This window comes from Bradyrhizobium sp. BLXBL-01, assembly GCF_051853025.1.
GTDB lineage: Bacteria > Pseudomonadota > Alphaproteobacteria > Rhizobiales > Xanthobacteraceae > Bradyrhizobium.
The window spans coordinates 302,966-320,003 of sequence record NZ_CP182471.1 but is presented as its reverse complement, the minus strand read 5'-3'; the positions used below and the strand labels follow the sequence as shown (position 1 = coordinate 320,003).

Here is a 17,038-nt window from a genome sequence, read left to right as displayed (position 1 = left end):
CGTGCGGTCTTGGGGCAACTATGTCAGGCGTGATCGTGTCGATGCGTCGGACGCTGCTGTCGTGCACATCGCTGGCGCGCAACGGCTTGGTGGGAGGCGCTCTCGCAGCGCTGCTGCCGGCTGCGCCGGCAAAGGCCGCCGACCTCATCGACACCCTTTCCCTCGTGATGGATTTGAACCGGCAGGAACTCGCGGTGCTCGCCACCGCGCTGGCCCTGCTCGGCTTTTCGGTGGTGGCCGCGATCCTGTTGATGCGCACGCGGGTGCGCACGGCGACGAACGAGGCGCGGCTGCGCGCCCGGATCGGGGAACTTCAGCTCCAGGCCGACCGCTTCGGCGCGCTGCTGTTCGCCGAGCCGCAGATCCTGATCTCGTGGCCGGCCGGCGACAACCGCGCGCAGATTTCCGGCGACATCGCGTTGGTGCTGCCGCGCGATTCCTCGCCGCAGCGCGTGCTGGCGTTCGGAACCTGGCTGCCGCCGGAACCGGCGCTGCAGATGGACCATGCGGTCGACGCATTGCGCGAGCGCGGCGACGGGTTCCAGCTGACGCTGACCACCGCGCAAGGCCATATGCTGGAAGCGATCGGGCGCGCCATCGGCGGCCAGGCCATCGTCCGCATTCGCGAGCTGTCCGGACTGCGCCGCGATCTCGCCGAGACCCATCTGCGTTACAAGGCACTCTCCGACGAGACCGAGATGCTTCGCGGCTTTGCCGCGGCCGCGCCGTGGCCGATCTGGGCAAAGGGGGAGAACGGCGCGCTGACCTACGCCAACCCGGCCTATGTGCGCGCCACCGAGGCGACCAGCGCCATCGATGCCCAGGAGCGCAAGCTCGAGCTGCTCGACAGCGCCGACCGCACCGCGATGGAGCGAGGGCTGAAGGACGCCGCCAATTTCACCTCGCGGCTGCCGATCGTGGTCGGCGGCGAGCGGCGCATCTACGACGTGCGCGCCGTCAATGTCGGCAGCGGCAGCGTCGGCGTCGCCATCGATGCCAGCGAGGCGGATGCGCTGAGCTCGGCGCTGGTGCGCATGGCGGAGGCGCACCGCCGCACGCTCGACCAGCTCTCCTCCGGCGTTGCCGTGTTCGACGGCCAGCGGCGCCTTGCCTTCTACAACGATTCCTATCGCCGGCTGTGGGATCTCGATCGCAACTTCCTCGACGCCCATCCGGACGATTCCAGCGTGCTCGACCAGCTCCGCGCCGCGCGCAAGCTGCCGGAGCAGCCGGATTTCCGCGCCTGGAAAGCCAAGCTGCACGAGGCCTATCGCGCGGTCGAGACGGCCAAGGACACCTGGTTCCTGCCCGACGGCCGCGCGCTCTCGGTCGTCACCACGCCGAACCCCGAGGGCGGTGTGACCTATCTGTTCGACGACGTCACCGAAAGCCTCGACCTCGCCCGCCGCTTCGACGGCCTGATCCGCGTCCAGCGCGAGACGCTGGACAGTCTCGCCGAAGGCGTCGCGGTGTTCGGCAGCAACGGCAAGGCGCAGCTGTTCAATCCGGCCTTCGTCCGGATGTGGAAGCTGTCGAGCGATGCCATGCGCGACGAGCCGCACATCCAGACCGTGGAAGGCTGGTGCCATCAGCTGTTCGACGATCCGCAAGTCTGGCGCCAGATCCGCGAGGCCATCACCTCGATCGAGAACCGCGCGGACGTGCCGCTGAAGCTGGAACGCAAGGACGGCAGCGTGCTCGACGGCATGATCCGGCCGCTGCCCGACGGCGCCACCATGCTGACGTTCCAGGACATCACCGACACCGAGAATGTCGAGCGCGCGCTGCGCGAGCGCAACGAGGCGCTGGAGGCGGCCGACCAGATGAAGGTGGATTTCGTCCACCACGTCTCCTACGAGCTGCGCTCGCCGCTCACCACCATCATCGGCTTTGCGCATTTCCTCAGCGATCCCTCGACCGGACCGCTGACGCCGAAGCAGGCCGAATATCTCGACTACGTCACCAAATCGACCAACGCGCTGCTCGCGCTCACCAACAACATCCTCGATCTCGCCACCATCGACGCCGGCGCGATGAAGCTGGAACTCGGGCAGGTCGATGTCAGCAAGGCCATCGAGCTTGCCGCCGAGGGCATCCAGGACCGGCTCGCCACCGACCGCATCCGCCTCAAGGTCGAGATCGCGCCCGATGTCGGCAGCTTCGTCGGCGACGAGAAGCGCGTGGTGCAGGTGCTCTATAACCTCCTCGCCAACGCCGTCGGGTTTTCTCCACAGGATTCCACCGTCGGCATCAGCGCCCGGCGCACCGACCGCAGCGTGGTCTTCACCGTGACAGATTCGGGCCCTGGAATACCTGCCGACATGAAGGACAAGGTGTTCAACTGGTTCGAAAGCCGCTCGCAGGGCTCGCGTCATCGCGGCGCCGGGCTCGGCCTGTCGCTGGTGCGCTCCTTCGTCGAGCTGCATGGCGGCAAGGTGCGGGTGGATTCGATCGTCGGCCGCGGCACGGTCGTGATCTGCGACTTCCCGACCGACCAGGCGGCGCACCGCGACGCCGCCGAATGACGGAAACAACCACATTCGCCGTCGCGCTTCACAACGAGACGGCCACGGCGCAATTGATGGCCGACCTCGCGCTGCTGATCGGTCCCGGGGACGTCATCACCCTCACCGGCGATCTCGGCGCCGGCAAGACTGCGGCGGCGCGCAGCCTGATCCGCTATCTCGCCGGCGATGACGCGCTGGAAGTGCCGAGCCCGACCTTCACGCTGGTGCAGGGCTACGAGCTGCCGCCCTTCCCGGTGCTGCATGCCGATCTCTACCGTGTCGAGGACGAGAGCGAGCTCGAGGAGATCGGGCTGTCGCCGCTGCCCGATGCCACGCTGGTGCTGATCGAATGGCCCGAGCGCGCCCCGTCGGCAATGCCCGAGGACCGCATCGACATCGCGCTGACGCACCGGCCGGCGCTGGGCGCGAACGCACGTGCCGCCGACATCACCGGCCATGGCAAGGGCGCCGCGCAAGTCGCGCGGCTGAAGGCGCTGCGCGAATTCCTCGACGCATCCGGTTACATCGATGCGATGCGCAAGCGCATGGCCGGCGACGCCTCGACGCGCTCCTATGCGCGGCTCGTGCGCGATGAGGAAATCGTCATCCTCATGAACTTTCCGCAGCGCCCCGATGGCGCCGCGCTCTACGACGGAAAATCCTACAGCGCCGCGGTGCATCTGGCCGAGAACGTGAAGCCTTTCGTCGCCATCGATGAAGGTCTGCGCGCGCAGGGAATCTCGGCGCCGGCCATCCACCATTCCGATCTCGACCATGGCTTCCTGATCACCGAGGATTTCGGCAGCGAGGGCGTGATCGAGGGCGATCCGCCGCGACCGATTCTCGAGCGCTACGAAGCCGCGACCGACGTGCTGGCGATGCTGCACGGCAAGGCGCTGCCGGAGACACTGCCGCTGCACGGGCAGACCTACGCGATTCCCGTCTTCGACGTCGAGGCGCTGCTGATCGAAATCGGATTGATGCCGGAATGGTATCTGCCTGATCGCAACGCGCCGCTGAGCGAGGCGACGCGCGCGGAATTTTTTGCGATGTGGCGCGAATTGCTGAAGGGGCCGTTGGCGGCGCCGAAGACGTGGATCATCCGCGACTATCACTCGCCCAATCTGATCTGGCTCGGGCAGCACAGCGGCATCGAACGCGTCGGCGTGATCGATTTCCAGGACACCGTGCTGGGGCCGCAATCCTACGACGTGGTGTCGCTGCTCCAGGACGCCCGCATCGACGTGCCCGAGAGCATCGAGCTGACGCTGCTGTCGCGCTACATCAAGGCGCGGCGGGCGCAAGATTCGAGCTTCGACGCCGCCGGCTTCGCCGAGCTCTACGCGATCATGTCGGCGCAGCGGAACACGCGCCTGCTCGGCACCTTCGCCCGGCTCAACCGCCGCGACGGCAAGCCGCATTATCTGCGCCACCAGCCGCGGATCTGGACCTATCTCCAGCGTTCGCTGGCCCATCCCGCGCTCGCCCATCTGCGCGACTGGTATCTCGCCAACGTGCCGCCGCCAGGCTGATTCAGGACCGATTTACCGGCCGTTAGCCAAGATGTCGCTACTCTGGCGCCGAGGCAGCCGGAAATTACGGGGCTGGAGCGGGGCAGATGGCAGCGAAAGCGGATCAGCGCGGAAATAGCCGGGTTATTTTCGAGCGCGGGTTTTCGGCCCAGATGATGGGAATCGACGGCACCTGGCGGCGCGACTGCACCATGGAGGACGTCTCCGAGACCGGCGCCAAGCTGACCATCGACGGCTCGGTCGAAGGCCTGCATTTGAAGGAATTCTTTCTCCTGCTGTCGTCCACGGGGCTCGCGTACCGGCGTTGCGAACTGGCCTGGGTCAATGGCGACCAGATCGGCGTCAATTTCCTGAAAGTGGGCGACAAGAAGAAGAAGGTCCGTTCCACAGCCGTTGGGGCGTGACGGCAACACCCGTCGTACAACCGTCACGGCGGGTGGTTAAGGCGGTCGAGATGCGGTGCGGCAGATCGAGCCTCGTGTTAGGATTGCTGCGAACGCGAAAGGTCTGAGAAGGCGAAGGATGTCCGTCAAACCGACCAAAGCCATGGTGCTCGCCGCAGGATTTGGCCTGCGCATGCGCCCCCTGACGGACAGGATGCCGAAGCCGATGGTGCCGGTCGCGGGCCAGCCCCTGCTCGACCACGTGCTCGACAAGCTCGGCCAGGCCGGCGTGACTGAGGCGGTGGTCAACGTGCATTACCTGCCGGACCAGATCATCGACCACGTCGCATCGCGTCAGCTTCCGCATGTCACTATCTCGGACGAACGCGACCAGGTGCTCGGCACCGGCGGCGGCGTCGTCAAGGCGCTGCCGCTGCTCGGCGATGCGCCGTTCTTCCATGTCAATTCCGACACGCTGTGGATCGACGGCGTGCGCTCGAACCTGACGCGGCTCGCCGAAAACTTCGATCCTGATCGCATGGACATCCTGCTCCTGATGGCGCCGACCGCGACCAGCATCGGCTATGGCGGCCGCGGCGATTACGGCATGCTGCCGGACGGCGCCTTGCGCAAGCGCAAGGAGAAGGAGGTCGTTCCGTTCGTCTATGCCGGCGCGGCGATCATGTCGCCGGCGATCTTTGCCGACGCGCCCAAGGGCGAATTCTCGCTGACGAAAATGTTCGATCGCGCCAACGAGCAGGAACGGCTGTTCGGCCTGCGCCTCGACGGCGTCTGGATGCATGTCGGCACGCCCGATGCCGTGCACGCCGCGGAAGAGGCGTTTTTGGAGAGCGTGGCGTAGGGGCGCTCCAGGCACGGTGCCGTAGGGTGGGCAAAGGCGCCCTTGCGCCGTGCCCACCATCTCTGTCGACCGCAAAAAATGCGTGGGCACGCTTCGCTTTGCCCACCCTACGAGACCTGTGCTGGTCGCACGAACAGCGGGGACTACTCGCCCATACCCATGACCATTTGACCCCGTCTCCCTATATTGCCTGATCCTTCGAATCAGGCAGCCCATGCGCGTTTTCAGCGTTCCCATCTCAGTTCCGTTCCTGCGCACGGTCGTCACGGCCCTGCTCGATGGGCGGCTGGTCGAGGGGTTCGAGGCGCGCAAGGAACCGGCGCGGCTGGCGGACGCCACGCTGTATCTGCCGACGCGGCGCGCGATGCGCGTCGTCCGCGAGATCTTCCTCAACGAGATGAAGGCGGATGCCGTGGTGCTGCCGCGCATCGTCGCGCTCGGCGATATCGACGAGGACGAGCTCGCTTTCGCGGGCGAGAGCGAACAGTTTTCCGGGACCGCGCCGCTCGACATTCCGCCGCGCCTGGGCGAGCTCGAACGGCGGCTGACGCTGGCGCAGCTCGTCGCCGCCTGGGCCAAGGGCCCGGTGCTGGCGCCGCTGGTGGTCGGCGGCCCCGCCTCGACGCTGGCGCTGGCTTCCGATCTCGCGCGCCTGATCGACGACATGGTGACGCGCGGCGTCGACTGGAGCGCGCTCGATGGGCTGGTGCCTGACAACCTCGACCGCTACTGGCAGCACTCGCTCGAATTCCTGCGCATCGCCCGCATCGCCTGGCCCGCTCATCTCGCCGAGATCAAGCGGATCGAGCCCGCGGCGCGGCGCGACCAACTGATCGAAGCGGAAGCCAAACGGCTGACCGCGCATCCGCATGGCCCCGTGATCGCGGCCGGCTCGACCGGATCGATGCCGGCCACGGCAAAATTCCTGCGCGCGGTCGCATTGCTGCCGCATGGCGCCGTGGTGCTGCCGGGCCTCGACACCGATCTCGACGACGACGCCTGGCGCAGCATCGGCGGCGTGCGCGACTCGCTTGGCAAGTTCGCGGAGCATCCGGCGTCGAACCATCCGCAATATGCGATGCATGCGCTGCTCGATCGCTTTGGCATCAAGCGCAGCGACGTCGAGATTCTCCACCCGCCAGCCGAGGGCGGCCGCGACATCCTTGCATCGGAATCGATGCGGCCGTCCGCCAAGACCGAGGTCTGGCACGACCGGCTGAAGCAGCCTGATGTCGCCGCGAAGATCGCGGGCGGCATGCAGAACCTCGCGGTGGTCGAAGCGCCCAATCCCGAGATGGAAGCGCTCGCCATCGCCATCGCGATGCGCGAGGCGCGCCATCTCGACAAATCCGCGGCGCTGGTGACGCCCGACCGCGCGCTGGCGCGGCGGGTGATGGCGGCGCTGACGCGATGGGATCTCGCCTTCGACGATTCCGGCGGCGACGTGCTGATGGAAACCTCCGCCGGCTCGTTTGCGCGCCTCGCGGCAGAGGCGGCGACCAAGGGCCTGGAGCCGCCGACGCTGCTGGCGATGCTGAAGCATCCACTGTGCCGGCTCGGCCGCGCGCCGGGCGCGTGGAAGATGGCAATCGAGAGCCTGGAGCTCGCGGTGCTGCGCGGCACGCGGCCGCCTGCGGGCACGGCCGGCCTCCTGCGCGAATTCAACCGCTTCCGCGAGGAGCTGGCGAAGCTGTGGCGCAGCGAGGTCTCCGCGCTGCATCGCGCCGAGCCGCGGGCGCGCCTGAAAGCCGAGGATCTCGATCGCATCCAGGCTCTGGTCGATGCCCTGCAAAAAGCCTTGGCGCCGATCGAGAGCCTGCCGCCCGCGAGGCCCTACGACTTCGCCGAGCTCGCGCATCGGCATCGCGAGATCATGATCGAGCTGTCGCGCGACGAGCAGGGCATCCCGCTCGCCTTCGAGGATCGCGATGGTCTTGCGCTCGCCGGCGCGTTCGACGATCTCCTGCGCGGCGGCACAACCAGCGGATTGCTGGTGCAGCTAGCGGACTACGCGGACGTCTTCCAGACCGCGTTCGGCGATCGCGCGGTGCGGCGGCGCGACAGGCCGGGCGCACGCTTGCAGATCTACGGCCCCCTGGAATCGCGCCTGATGCAGGCCGACCGCGTCATCATCGGCGGCCTGATCGAAGGTGTCTGGCCGCCGGCGCCGCGCATCGATCCCTGGCTCAGCCGGCCGATGCGGCACGAGCTCGGCCTCGATCTGCCGGAACGCCGTATCGGCCTCTCCGCCCATGACTTCGCGCAATTGCTCGGTGGCGACGAGGTGATCCTCACCCACGCCGCCAAGGCCGGCGGCGCGCCGGCGGTGGCCTCGCGCTTCCTGCATCGGCTGGAGGCGGTGGCCGGCGACGAGCTCTGGAAGGCGGCCATTCGCGGCGGTGAGACATACGTGCAGTTCGCTGCGGCGCTCGACCAGCCCGCCGAGGTGAAACCGATCAAGCAGCCCGAGCCCCGGCCGCCGCGCGCGACACGGCCGCTCAAGATGTCCGTCACCGAGATCGAAGATTGGCTGCGCGATCCCTACACGATCTACGCCAAACGTATCTTGCGGCTCGATGCGCTCGATCCCGTCGACATGCCGCTCTCGGCCGCCGATCGCGGTTCGGCGATTCACGATGCCATCGGCGAATTCACGGAAAGCTATGCGACGCGTCTGCCGGACGATCCCGCGCGGATGCTGCGCGCGATCGGCGAGAAGCATTTTGCGCCGCTGATGGAGCGGCCCGAGGCAAGGGCGCTGTGGTGGCCGCGCTTCCAGCGCATCGCGCGCTGGTTCGGCGAATGGGAGACGGCGCGGCGCGAGGCGATCGAGGCGATCGTCGCGGAGACCCGTGGCGAGATCTCGATCATGCTTGATCCTCAGCGCAGCTTCCGCCTCTCGGCGCGCGCCGACCGCATCGAGCGCCGCCAGGGCGGCTTCTATGCCATCCTCGACTACAAGACCGGTCAGCCGCCAACCGGCAAGCAGGTCCGCATGGGCCTGTCGCCGCAGCTGACGCTGGAAGCTGCGATCCTGCGCGAGGGCGGCTTCCCTGATATCGACGCCGGCGCCTCCGTGAGCCAGCTCGTCTATGTCCGCCTCAGCGGCAACAACCCGCCGGGCGAGGAGCGCATCCTCGAGCTCAAGTTCAAGCCGGGCGACGAGCCGCAGCCGCCGGACACCGCGGCCGCAGAAGCGCGAGCCAAGCTGGAAGCGCTGATCCGCGCCTTCGAGGACGAGAACCAGCCCTATACCTCGCTGAACCTGCCGATGTGGGCGAACCGCTACGGCACCTATGACGACCTTGCCCGGATCAAGGAATGGTCCGCGGCCGGCGGATTGGGGATCGAGGAATGGTGAAGGCGCCGCGTCCCATCCCTGACGAGGTGCGCGCGCGGCAGGCGCGTGCCTCCGATCCGACTGCATCGGCCTTCGTCTCGGCCAATGCGGGCTCGGGCAAGACGCATGTGCTGGTGCAGCGCGTGATCCGCCTCTTGCTGTCGGGCGTGCCGCCGGAAAAAATCCTCTGCATCACCTTCACCAAGGCCGCCGCCGCCAACATGGCCGAGCGCGTGTTCACCACGCTCGGTCATTGGGTGACGCTGGACGATGATGCGCTCAAGAAGGCGATTATCGCAGTTGGCATTCCGCACCCCAACGCAAAGCTGTGCCGTGAAGCGCGAAAGCTGTTCGCCTGCGCGCTGGAGACGCCGGGCGGGCTGAAGGTGCAGACCATCCACGCGCTGTGCACCCGCCTGCTCCAGCAATTTCCGTTCGAGGCCAACGTTCCCGCGCGCTTTGCCGTGATCGACGAGCGCGACCAGACCGACATGATGGAGCGCGCCAATCTGAAGGTGCTGCTGGAGGCCGCGCGTGATCCTGACAGCGTCACCGGCCGCGCGCTGCTGACGGCGATGGCGAGCGCCGCCGATGTCACCTTCAAGGAGGTCGTGCGCGAGGCGTGCCTCAGCCGCGATCATTTCATGGCCTGGACCGACGAGGCCGGCAACGCGGAAGCCGCTGCCGCGCAGATGGCTTCGGTGCTGGGCGTCGACACGAGCGATCGGATCGAGGCCGTCGAGACGGAGATTCTCGATGGCCCGTTCCTGCCGCGCGCGCGCTGGGACGACATTGCCTTCGCGCTGGAGGACGGCAGCAAATCCGACAATGACCAGGCAGCGCGGCTGCGCGCCGCCAAGGTGTTTTCCGGCAGCGACCAGGTCGATGCCTATCTGTCCGTGTTTCTCACCGACGACAAGCTGCCGCGCAAGGCGGTGCTGACCAAGAAGTTCTGCGATCACAATCCGTCCGTGGCCCGCCTGTTCGAAGCCGAGGCGCAGCGCCTTGCAGGGCTGATCGAGAAGCGTCGCGCCGTGACGGTTCGCGACCGCACCGCGGCCCTGCTGCATATCGCGACCGCGGCCGCCGCGAATTACCGCCGCGAGAAGCAGGAGCGCGGCCTGCTCGACTACGACGACCTCATCGACAAGACGCTGGCGATGCTGGACCGCATCGCCTCGGGCTGGGTGCATTACAAGCTCGACCGCGGCGTCGATCACGTGTTGATCGACGAAGCCCAGGATACCAGCCCGCGGCAATGGGACATCGTCGCGCACATCATTTCCGAGTTCACCGCCGGCGAAGGCGCGCGCGAGGGGCTGAACCGCACCATCTTCGCCGTCGGCGACGAGAAGCAGTCGATCTTCTCGTTCCAGGGCGCGGCTCCCCACGAGTTCGACGCACGACGGCGCGAGCTGCATCGCAAGTTCACAGCGGCCGGGCTGAAATTCGATCCGGTCGCCTTCACCTATTCGTTCCGCTCGGGTGCGACAATCCTGCATTCGGTCGACCACGTCTTCCGCGATCCCGCGATCTACAAGAGCATCCACTCGGTGGAGATCGGCCATCCCCTGCACAACGCGCTCAGCGATGCCGGCCCGAGCGTGATCGAGCTGTGGGACCTTGCGGAGGCCGACGATCGGCAGGAGATCGAGGGCTGGCGCGCGCCGTTCGACGGCGTCGCCGTGACCAGCCCCGAGGTCAAGCTTTCCCGACGCATCCAGGCCGAGATCAAGCGGCTGGTCGAAGGTGGCACGCTGACAGGGCACGAGGGCGAGCGTCGTCCCCTGCGCTATGGCGACATGCTGATCCTGGTGCGCCGGCGCGGCAATGCATTCGACGCCGTGATCCAGGCACTGAAGCACGCCGGCATTCCGGTCGCCGGTGCCGACCGACTCAAGCTCACCGAGCACATCGCCATCATCGACCTGATGAACCTTGCCGACGCGCTGCTGCTGCCGCAGGACGATCTTGCGCTCGCGGTGGCGCTGAAGAGCCCGCTGTTCGGTCTCGATGACGACGATTTGTTCACGCTTGCCCACGACCGCAAGGGCTCGCTGCGCCGCGCGCTCGGCGAGCATGCGGCCACAAGCGAGACATTCGCCACGGCGCTGCGACGCCTCGAAGCCTGCGAGATCCGCGCCCGAGACGAGACGCCGTTCGCGTTCTACGCCTGGCTGCTGGGCGGCGACGGCGGACGCGCCCGCATCCTGCGTCGGCTCGGCCACGAGGCCAATGACGCGCTCGACGAATTCCTGGAGCTCGCGCTGAACTACGAGCGCAAGGCGCCGGCCTCGCTGCAGGGCTTCATGGCCTGGCTGCGCTCGGCCGACACCGAGGTGAAGCGCGACATGGAGATCTCGCGCGACGAGGTGCGGGTGATGACCGTGCACGGCGCCAAGGGCCTGGAGGCCTCGGTCGTGTTCATGGTCGACACCACGTCCTCGCCCGCGGACTCGCAGCGGCTGCGGCTGATCCATGTGCCGCGCGGCAATGGCGGCGAGGTCGTGGTCTGGGCCGGCCGCAAAGCTGATGATCCCAAACCCGTCGCCGAGGCGCGCAAGGCAATGCTGGAGGAGACCGAGGACGAATATCGCCGCCTGCTCTATGTCGCGATGACGCGCGCGGCCGACCGGCTGATCGTCGGCGGCTGCATGCCCGGCAATATGAAGACGGTGCGCAAGCTGAGCTGGTACGACCTCGTCGACACCGGGCTCAAAGGCTCGGGCCTGGACAAGCAGGTGATCGAGACGCCGCTCGGCAAGGTGACCCGGTTCGCACGCCCGGAGGATGCCGCGGCGCTGGGCGCGCCGGCGACCTCGGTGCACCAGACCATCGCGCTGCCGGACTGGCTGCGGACACCGGCGCCGCGCGAGACCATCGACGAGGATTCCGTGCGCCCCTCGGGCCAGTCTGCCGAGGAGGGCCGCAGCGTCCGACCGGGCGAATCGGTGCAGTCGCGCGCGCTGGCGCTGCAACGCGGCACGCTTGTTCACCGTTTGCTGCAATCGCTGCCCGAGATCGCCAGCGAGCGCCGGCGCGAGGCCGCGCTCGCCTTCATGGCGCGCAACGCCTCGGACTGGCCGGAGCCCGACCGCATCGCACTGGCCGACAAGGTGCTCGCTTTGATCACGGACCCGCGCTTTGCGCCGGTCTTTGCCGCCGGCAGCCGGGCGGAGGTGGCCATTGCCGGCCGGCTGGAGCGGCCGGGCCGCACCCCGGCCCTGATATCGGGGCAGATCGACCGGCTGGTCGTGCGCCCCGAGGAGGTCCTGATCGTCGACTTCAAGACCAACCAGAGCCCACCCAAGAGCGCCGGCGAGGCGCCCGCCGCCTATGTCCGCCAGCTGGCGCTGTACCGGGCGGTGCTGTCGCAGCTTTATCCCCAAAAGCCGGTTAGGGCCGTCCTGCTCTGGACCGAGGCCCTTGAATACATGGAGATTTCGGCCCCCGCGCTGGACGCGGCGCTGGCATCCCTTCATCTCGGTGTGAGCGTCCTTGACCCGGCAAGGGGCCGTTCATAGGTTGACCGCATGATCCCGGGCGCGATTCCAGGTCGCGCCGATTCTCTTTCAACCGAGTGAGGTAATCCCAATGGCCGTTAGCAAGGTTTCCGACGCCGATTTCGAAGCCGAAGTGCTCAAGGCGAACGGCCCCGTGGTCGTCGATTTCTGGGCCGAATGGTGCGGCCCCTGCCGCATGATTGCACCCGCGCTCGACGAGATCGCCGGCGCGATGGGCGACAAGGTCAAGATCGTCAAGCTCAATGTCGACGAGAGCCCGAAGACCGCCTCCAAGTACGGCGTGATGTCGATCCCGACCCTGATGATCTTCAAGGGCGGCGAGATGGCCTCGCGCCAGGTCGGCGCTGCGCCCAAGGCGAAGCTGCAGCAGTGGATCACCTCTGCGGTCTGATCCACTGGCGCAGGATTATTGGCGCAAGATTATTTTCGACAACGGCCGGCGAAAGCCGGCCGTTTTGCGTTGATGGGACGTGTTCAGCGTATGACGAGTCCCGCCCTTGCCTGCTCCTCCCCGTAAGCGCGACCGCAAGCCCACGTCTCTCGTGGCGATGGAGGCGCGTTCGGTCGACGCGATCCCGCGCGGCAAGGAGTGGCAGTACGAGCCGAAATGGGACGGCTTTCGCTGCCTGCTGGCGCGCAACGGCAGCAACGTCGATCTGCGCTCCAAATCCGGCGAGGACCTCGCGCGCTATTTCCCGGAAGTCGTCGCCGCGGCCTTGGAGCTGAAGGCCGACCGCTTCACGCTCGACGGCGAGATCGTCGTGCCGCACGGCAAGAGCTTTTCCTTCGACGCGCTGCTGCAACGCATTCATCCGGCGGCAAGCCGCGTGAAGAAGCTCTCGCAGGAGACACCGGCGCTCTACCTCATCTTCGATCTGCTCGCGACATCCAGAGAGAAAGGTCTGGCCGAGAAGACGCTGCGCGAGCGCCGGCCGGCGCTGGAAGTCTTTGCGAAAGCCAATCTCAGGGGCAGCCTCTTCCGTCTCTCGCCGACGACGATGAGCTACGCCACGGCAAACAAATGGCTGGCGCAATCCGGCGGCGGCTCGGACGGCGTCATCGCCAAGCGGATCGACCTGCCCTACCAGGGCGGAAATCGCGATGGCATGCAGAAGATCAAGAAATTTCGCAGCGCCGATTGCGTGGTCGGCGGCTTCCGCTATGCCACCAACAAGATCGCCGGCCGGAACGTCGTCGGCTCGCTGCTGCTCGGGCTCTACGACGATGACGGCCTGCTGCACCATGTCGGCTTCACTTCGGCGATCAAGGCTGAGGCGAAGCCTTCTCTGACCGATCGGCTCGAAGCGCTGATCGGCGAGCCCGGCTTCACCGGCAACGCGCCGGGCGGGCCGAGCCGCTGGTCGACCGAGCGTTCGGCAAAGTGGTGTCCGCTGAAGCCGAAGCTGGTGATCGAGGTCTGCTACGACCATCTCAGCGGCGAGCGTTTTCGCCACGGCACCTCGATCCTGCGCTGGCGTCCCGACAAGGCGCCGCGGCAATGCACCTTCGAGCAGCTGAAGCAGAAGGCGGCCGATCCGATGAAGCTGTTGAAGTGACGTGGTCTCGTGCCCCGGACGTAGCGCAGCGCCTCTTCAGCGATGCGCTGCAGAGCCGGGGCCCATGTTGCGGCATTCTGGGTCTCGGCTCTGCGGCTCATCGCTTGCGCGATGCGCCTTGTCCGGGACACGAGAGGTTCTACTTGATCCACCCCGTCGCCAGCGCGTTCGCCAGCTCCGGCTGACCGTTGCGCCGCGCCAGCGCGGCCATGACCTCGTGATCGTAGGCGACGTGCCGGAAGGTCACCTGCCAGGCACCATCGATGCGTTCGAGGATCGCATAGCGCGCGTGCGGCGTGCCGGCTTCGACGACATGCGGGACCGGATGCTTGTCGCGATAGCCGGGGCTGCCGACGCTGCCGGGATTGACGATCAGCCGGCCGTCGCGCAGGCGCACCGCGCGGGCGAGATGGGTGTGGGCGCACAGGATCAGCGATTGCGTGATGCCTTGCGCGAGCTGCTCGATGCGGTCGAGCGGCGACAGCGCCACCGCGCCGTCGGGATGGACGGTGTCGAGCCAGTACACCTCATCGCTGCCGGGCGTCGCATGGCAAAGGAACACCTGCTCGCGGAAGACCCGCGTCATCGGCTGCGCGCGCAGCCAATCGAGGTGGGCGGCATCGAGCTGCGCATGAGCCGGACGATCCCACGAGCCCATCTTCTCCGGCGAACGGTCGAGCAAGTAACGGTCGTGATTGCCGAGCACGTGCACGGCGTCGAGCGGCATCAGGATCTCGATGGTGCGGCGCGCATCGAGCGGGCCACTCAGCATGTCGCCGAGATTGACGATGTCGGCGATGCCGAGCGCGCGGATGTCGGCGAGCACGGCCTCAAGCGCGAGGTAGTTTCCGTGGATGTCGGCAATCGCGGCAAAGCGCATTGGCATTTCTCACTCTCGTGCCCCGGACGCAGTGCAGCACGCAGTGGTGCGCTGCAGAGCCGGGGCCCATGTTGCGGCATTTCTGGGTCCCGGCTCGCGCTTCGCGCGTCCGGGACACGAGAATTCATGCAGGAGGCGTGCCGTTGATCGCCAGCACGTGGCCGGCGAGATACAGCGAACCGGTGATCAGGATGCGCGGCGGCAGCTCGTAGGCGAGCTGCGCCAGGGCGCGCAAAGCGGCTTCGACGCCAGGGGCGGGCTCGACGCGCATGCCGAGGCTGCGCGCGGCATCGGCGAGACGGTCGACCGGCATCGCATTCTCGATGTCGGGGATCGGCACTGCGATGATGTGACGGGTGAGGCCGGCGAAATTGGCGAGGAAGCCCTGCGCATCCTTGTTGGCCATCATGCCGGCGATGATCACCAGCGGCCGCGACACCCGCTCCTCGAGATCGCCGACCGCCGCCGCTGCCACGCGGCCACCTTCGGCATTGTGGCCGCCATCGAGCCAGATCTCCGAGCCCTGCGGACCCCAGGACAGCAGCTCGCCCGAGGTGAGGCGCTGCATCCGCGCCGGCCATTCGGCACTGAGGATGCCGGCCTCGAACGCGGCGTGGTTGACCTTCAGGTCCGGAAGCGCGCGCAGCGTCGCGATCGCGAGCCCGGCATTGGCGAATTGGTGGCGGCCGAACAGACGCGGTGCCGGCAGGTCCATCAAGCCGCGGTCGTCGGAATAGACCAGACGTCCGCGCTCGACATTGACGTGCCAGCTCTCGTTGGCGGCAAACAGCGGCGCACGCATGCGCCTCGCCTGCGCTTCGATCACGGCCATCGCCTCCGGCATCTGCTCGGCGCAAATCACGGGCACGCCGCGCTTGATGATCGCGGCCTTCTCGCCGGCAATCGAGGCCAGCGTCTCGCCGAGGAAATCCATGTGATCCATGCTGACGGGCGTGATCACGCAGGCCGCAGGCTGATCGACCACATTGGTCGAATCGAGCCGGCCGCCGAGGCCGACTTCGAGCAGCACGATTTCGGCCGGGTTCTGCGCGAACAGCTGGAAGGCGGCCGCCGTCTTCAACTCGAACAAGGTCGCGGCCTCACCGGCATTGACGCGTTCGACTTCTTCCAGCGCGGCACGCAGCTCGTCGTCACCGACGAGCACACCGCCGCCGACGCGGCCAAGGCGAAAACATTCGTTGATGCGGACGAGATAGGGCGAGGTATAGGCGTGGACGCGCAAGCCTGAAGCCTCCAGCGTCGCGCGCAGATAGGCGAGCGTCGAGCCCTTGCCGTTGGTGCCGGCGATGTGGATCACCGGCGGCAGCTTGCGTTCGGGGTGGCCGAGCCGCTCGAGCAGGCGGTGCATCCGCTCCAGGCCGAGATCGATGCGCTTCTGATGCAGGGCCGACAGCCGCCCGATCACTTCGTCGAGCGGTGTCTTTGCACGGTCAGGGGAAGCGTTCACGCGTGCGGCGCAGCCGGCGCCGTCTCGGCGGCCGATACGATCTGCGCCGGGCTTGCGACCGGCTGCACGGACTTCGATGCACCTTCCTGCGCCGGCGCCTTGGTCAAGAGGCGGCAGAGCCGCGCCAGCGTCGGGCGCAGCTCGTGGCGATGAACGACCATGTCGACCATGCCGTGCTCCTTGAGGTACTCGGCGCGCTGGAAACCTTCAGGCAGCTTCTCGCGGATGGTCTGCTCGATCACGCGCGCGCCGGCAAAACCGATCAGCGCGCCGGGCTCGGCGATCTGCACGTCGCCGAGCATCGCATAGGACGCGGTGACCCCGCCGGTGGTCGGATTGGTCAGCACGACGATGTAGGGCAGCTTTGCCTCGCGCAGCATCTGCACCGCAACGGTGGTGCGCGGCATCTGCATCAAGGACAAAATGCCTTCCTGCATGCGCGCGCCGCCGCTCGCCGCGAACACGATGAACGGGGACCTCTTCTCGACCGCGAGCTCCATCCCGCGCACGATGGCTTCGCCCGCGGCCATGCCGAGCGAGCCGCCCATGAAGTCGAAATCCTGCACGGCGACGACGACGGCGGCGCCTTCGAGCTTGCCATAGCCGACCTTGACCGCGTCGTTCAGATTGGTCCGCGCCCGCGCATCCTTGATGCGGTCGACATATTTCTTCTCGTCGCGGAACTTGAGCGGGTCAGGCGTGACCTCGGGCAGTGCGACGTCGAACCAGGTCTCGTTGTCGAAGATCGACTTGAGACGCGCCACCGCGCCCATGCGCATGTGGTAGTTCGAGCCGGGGATGACGAACTGGTTGGCCTCGACGTCCTTGTAGAACACGAGCTGTCCGGAATCCGGGCACTTGATCCACAGGTTCTCCGGCGTCTCCCGCCGCAGCATGTTGCGGATCTTCGGCCGGACCACATTGGTAAGCCAGTTCATGGTTTGCTCCGATGTGCGATCCCGCTGGGAATCGCCTGAAGGATATAT

At 67.2% G+C, this 17,038-nt stretch carries 11 protein-coding genes; 8 read left to right on the top strand and 3 right to left on the bottom strand.

Features of this window, described 5'->3' with window-relative positions; genetic code table 11:
• Positions 1 to 20: 20 nt before the first annotated feature.
• The 8 genes from ACNJYA_RS01515 to ACNJYA_RS01480 all read left to right on the top strand — a co-directional run bounded on the left by ACNJYA_RS01515 (position 21) and on the right by ACNJYA_RS01480 (position 13,704).
• Positions 21 to 2,525, top strand: a complete 2,505-nt coding sequence (locus ACNJYA_RS01515; protein WP_439365142.1) for an ATP-binding protein — start codon at positions 21 to 23, stop codon at positions 2,523 to 2,525.
• On the top strand, positions 2,522 to 4,039 hold the full coding sequence (tsaE, locus tag ACNJYA_RS01510) for a tRNA (adenosine(37)-N6)-threonylcarbamoyltransferase complex ATPase subunit type 1 TsaE (RefSeq protein ID WP_439365141.1): 1,518 nt from the start codon (positions 2,522 to 2,524) through the stop codon (positions 4,037 to 4,039). The genes ACNJYA_RS01515 and tsaE overlap by 4 nt, the downstream gene beginning before the upstream one ends.
• Positions 4,040 to 4,125: 86 nt before the next feature.
• The gene (locus ACNJYA_RS01505; RefSeq protein ID WP_036009083.1) at positions 4,126 to 4,443 is read left to right on the top strand and encodes a PilZ domain-containing protein; all 318 of its coding nucleotides are present in this window, start codon (positions 4,126 to 4,128) and stop codon (positions 4,441 to 4,443) included.
• A gap of 118 nt (positions 4,444 to 4,561) precedes the next feature.
• Positions 4,562 to 5,284, top strand: coding sequence for a nucleotidyltransferase family protein (locus ACNJYA_RS01500; RefSeq protein ID WP_172788593.1), 723 nt, complete (start codon positions 4,562 to 4,564; stop codon positions 5,282 to 5,284).
• 214 nt (positions 5,285 to 5,498) lie between these two features.
• The gene (gene addB / locus ACNJYA_RS01495) at positions 5,499 to 8,645 is read left to right on the top strand and encodes a double-strand break repair protein AddB (RefSeq protein WP_439365140.1); all 3,147 of its coding nucleotides are present in this window, start codon (positions 5,499 to 5,501) and stop codon (positions 8,643 to 8,645) included.
• A complete protein-coding gene (addA, locus tag ACNJYA_RS01490) occupies positions 8,639 to 12,148 on the top strand; it encodes a double-strand break repair helicase AddA (RefSeq protein WP_439365139.1) in 3,510 nt (1,169 codons plus the stop codon). Before addB ends, addA begins: the two co-directional genes overlap by 7 nt.
• A gap of 70 nt (positions 12,149 to 12,218) precedes the next feature.
• A complete protein-coding gene (gene trxA, locus ACNJYA_RS01485) occupies positions 12,219 to 12,539 on the top strand; it encodes a thioredoxin (protein WP_008540017.1) in 321 nt (106 codons plus the stop codon).
• A gap of 157 nt (positions 12,540 to 12,696) precedes the next feature.
• A complete protein-coding gene (locus ACNJYA_RS01480) occupies positions 12,697 to 13,704 on the top strand; it encodes an ATP-dependent DNA ligase (protein WP_439367564.1) in 1,008 nt (335 codons plus the stop codon).
• A 139-nt stretch (positions 13,705 to 13,843) separates the two neighbouring features.
• On the opposite strand, the gene ACNJYA_RS01475 is transcribed toward ACNJYA_RS01480, so the two are convergent.
• The 3 genes from ACNJYA_RS01475 to accD form a co-directional block, all read right to left on the bottom strand.
• Positions 13,844 to 14,584 carry a metallophosphoesterase family protein gene (locus ACNJYA_RS01475; RefSeq protein WP_439367563.1) on the bottom strand — a complete coding sequence of 247 codons (741 nt, stop codon included), beginning with the start codon at positions 14,582 to 14,584 and terminating at the stop codon, positions 13,844 to 13,846.
• Positions 14,585 to 14,708: 124 nt separating this feature from the next.
• Positions 14,709 to 16,052, bottom strand: a complete 1,344-nt coding sequence (locus ACNJYA_RS01470) for a bifunctional folylpolyglutamate synthase/dihydrofolate synthase (RefSeq protein ID WP_439365138.1) — start codon at positions 16,050 to 16,052, stop codon at positions 14,709 to 14,711.
• Positions 16,049 to 16,990: an acetyl-CoA carboxylase, carboxyltransferase subunit beta gene (gene accD / locus ACNJYA_RS01465; protein WP_172788597.1), complete on the bottom strand. Its 942-nt coding sequence runs from the start codon at positions 16,988 to 16,990 to the stop codon at positions 16,049 to 16,051. The genes ACNJYA_RS01470 and accD overlap by 4 nt, the downstream gene beginning before the upstream one ends.
• Positions 16,991 to 17,038: the final 48 nt, after the last annotated feature.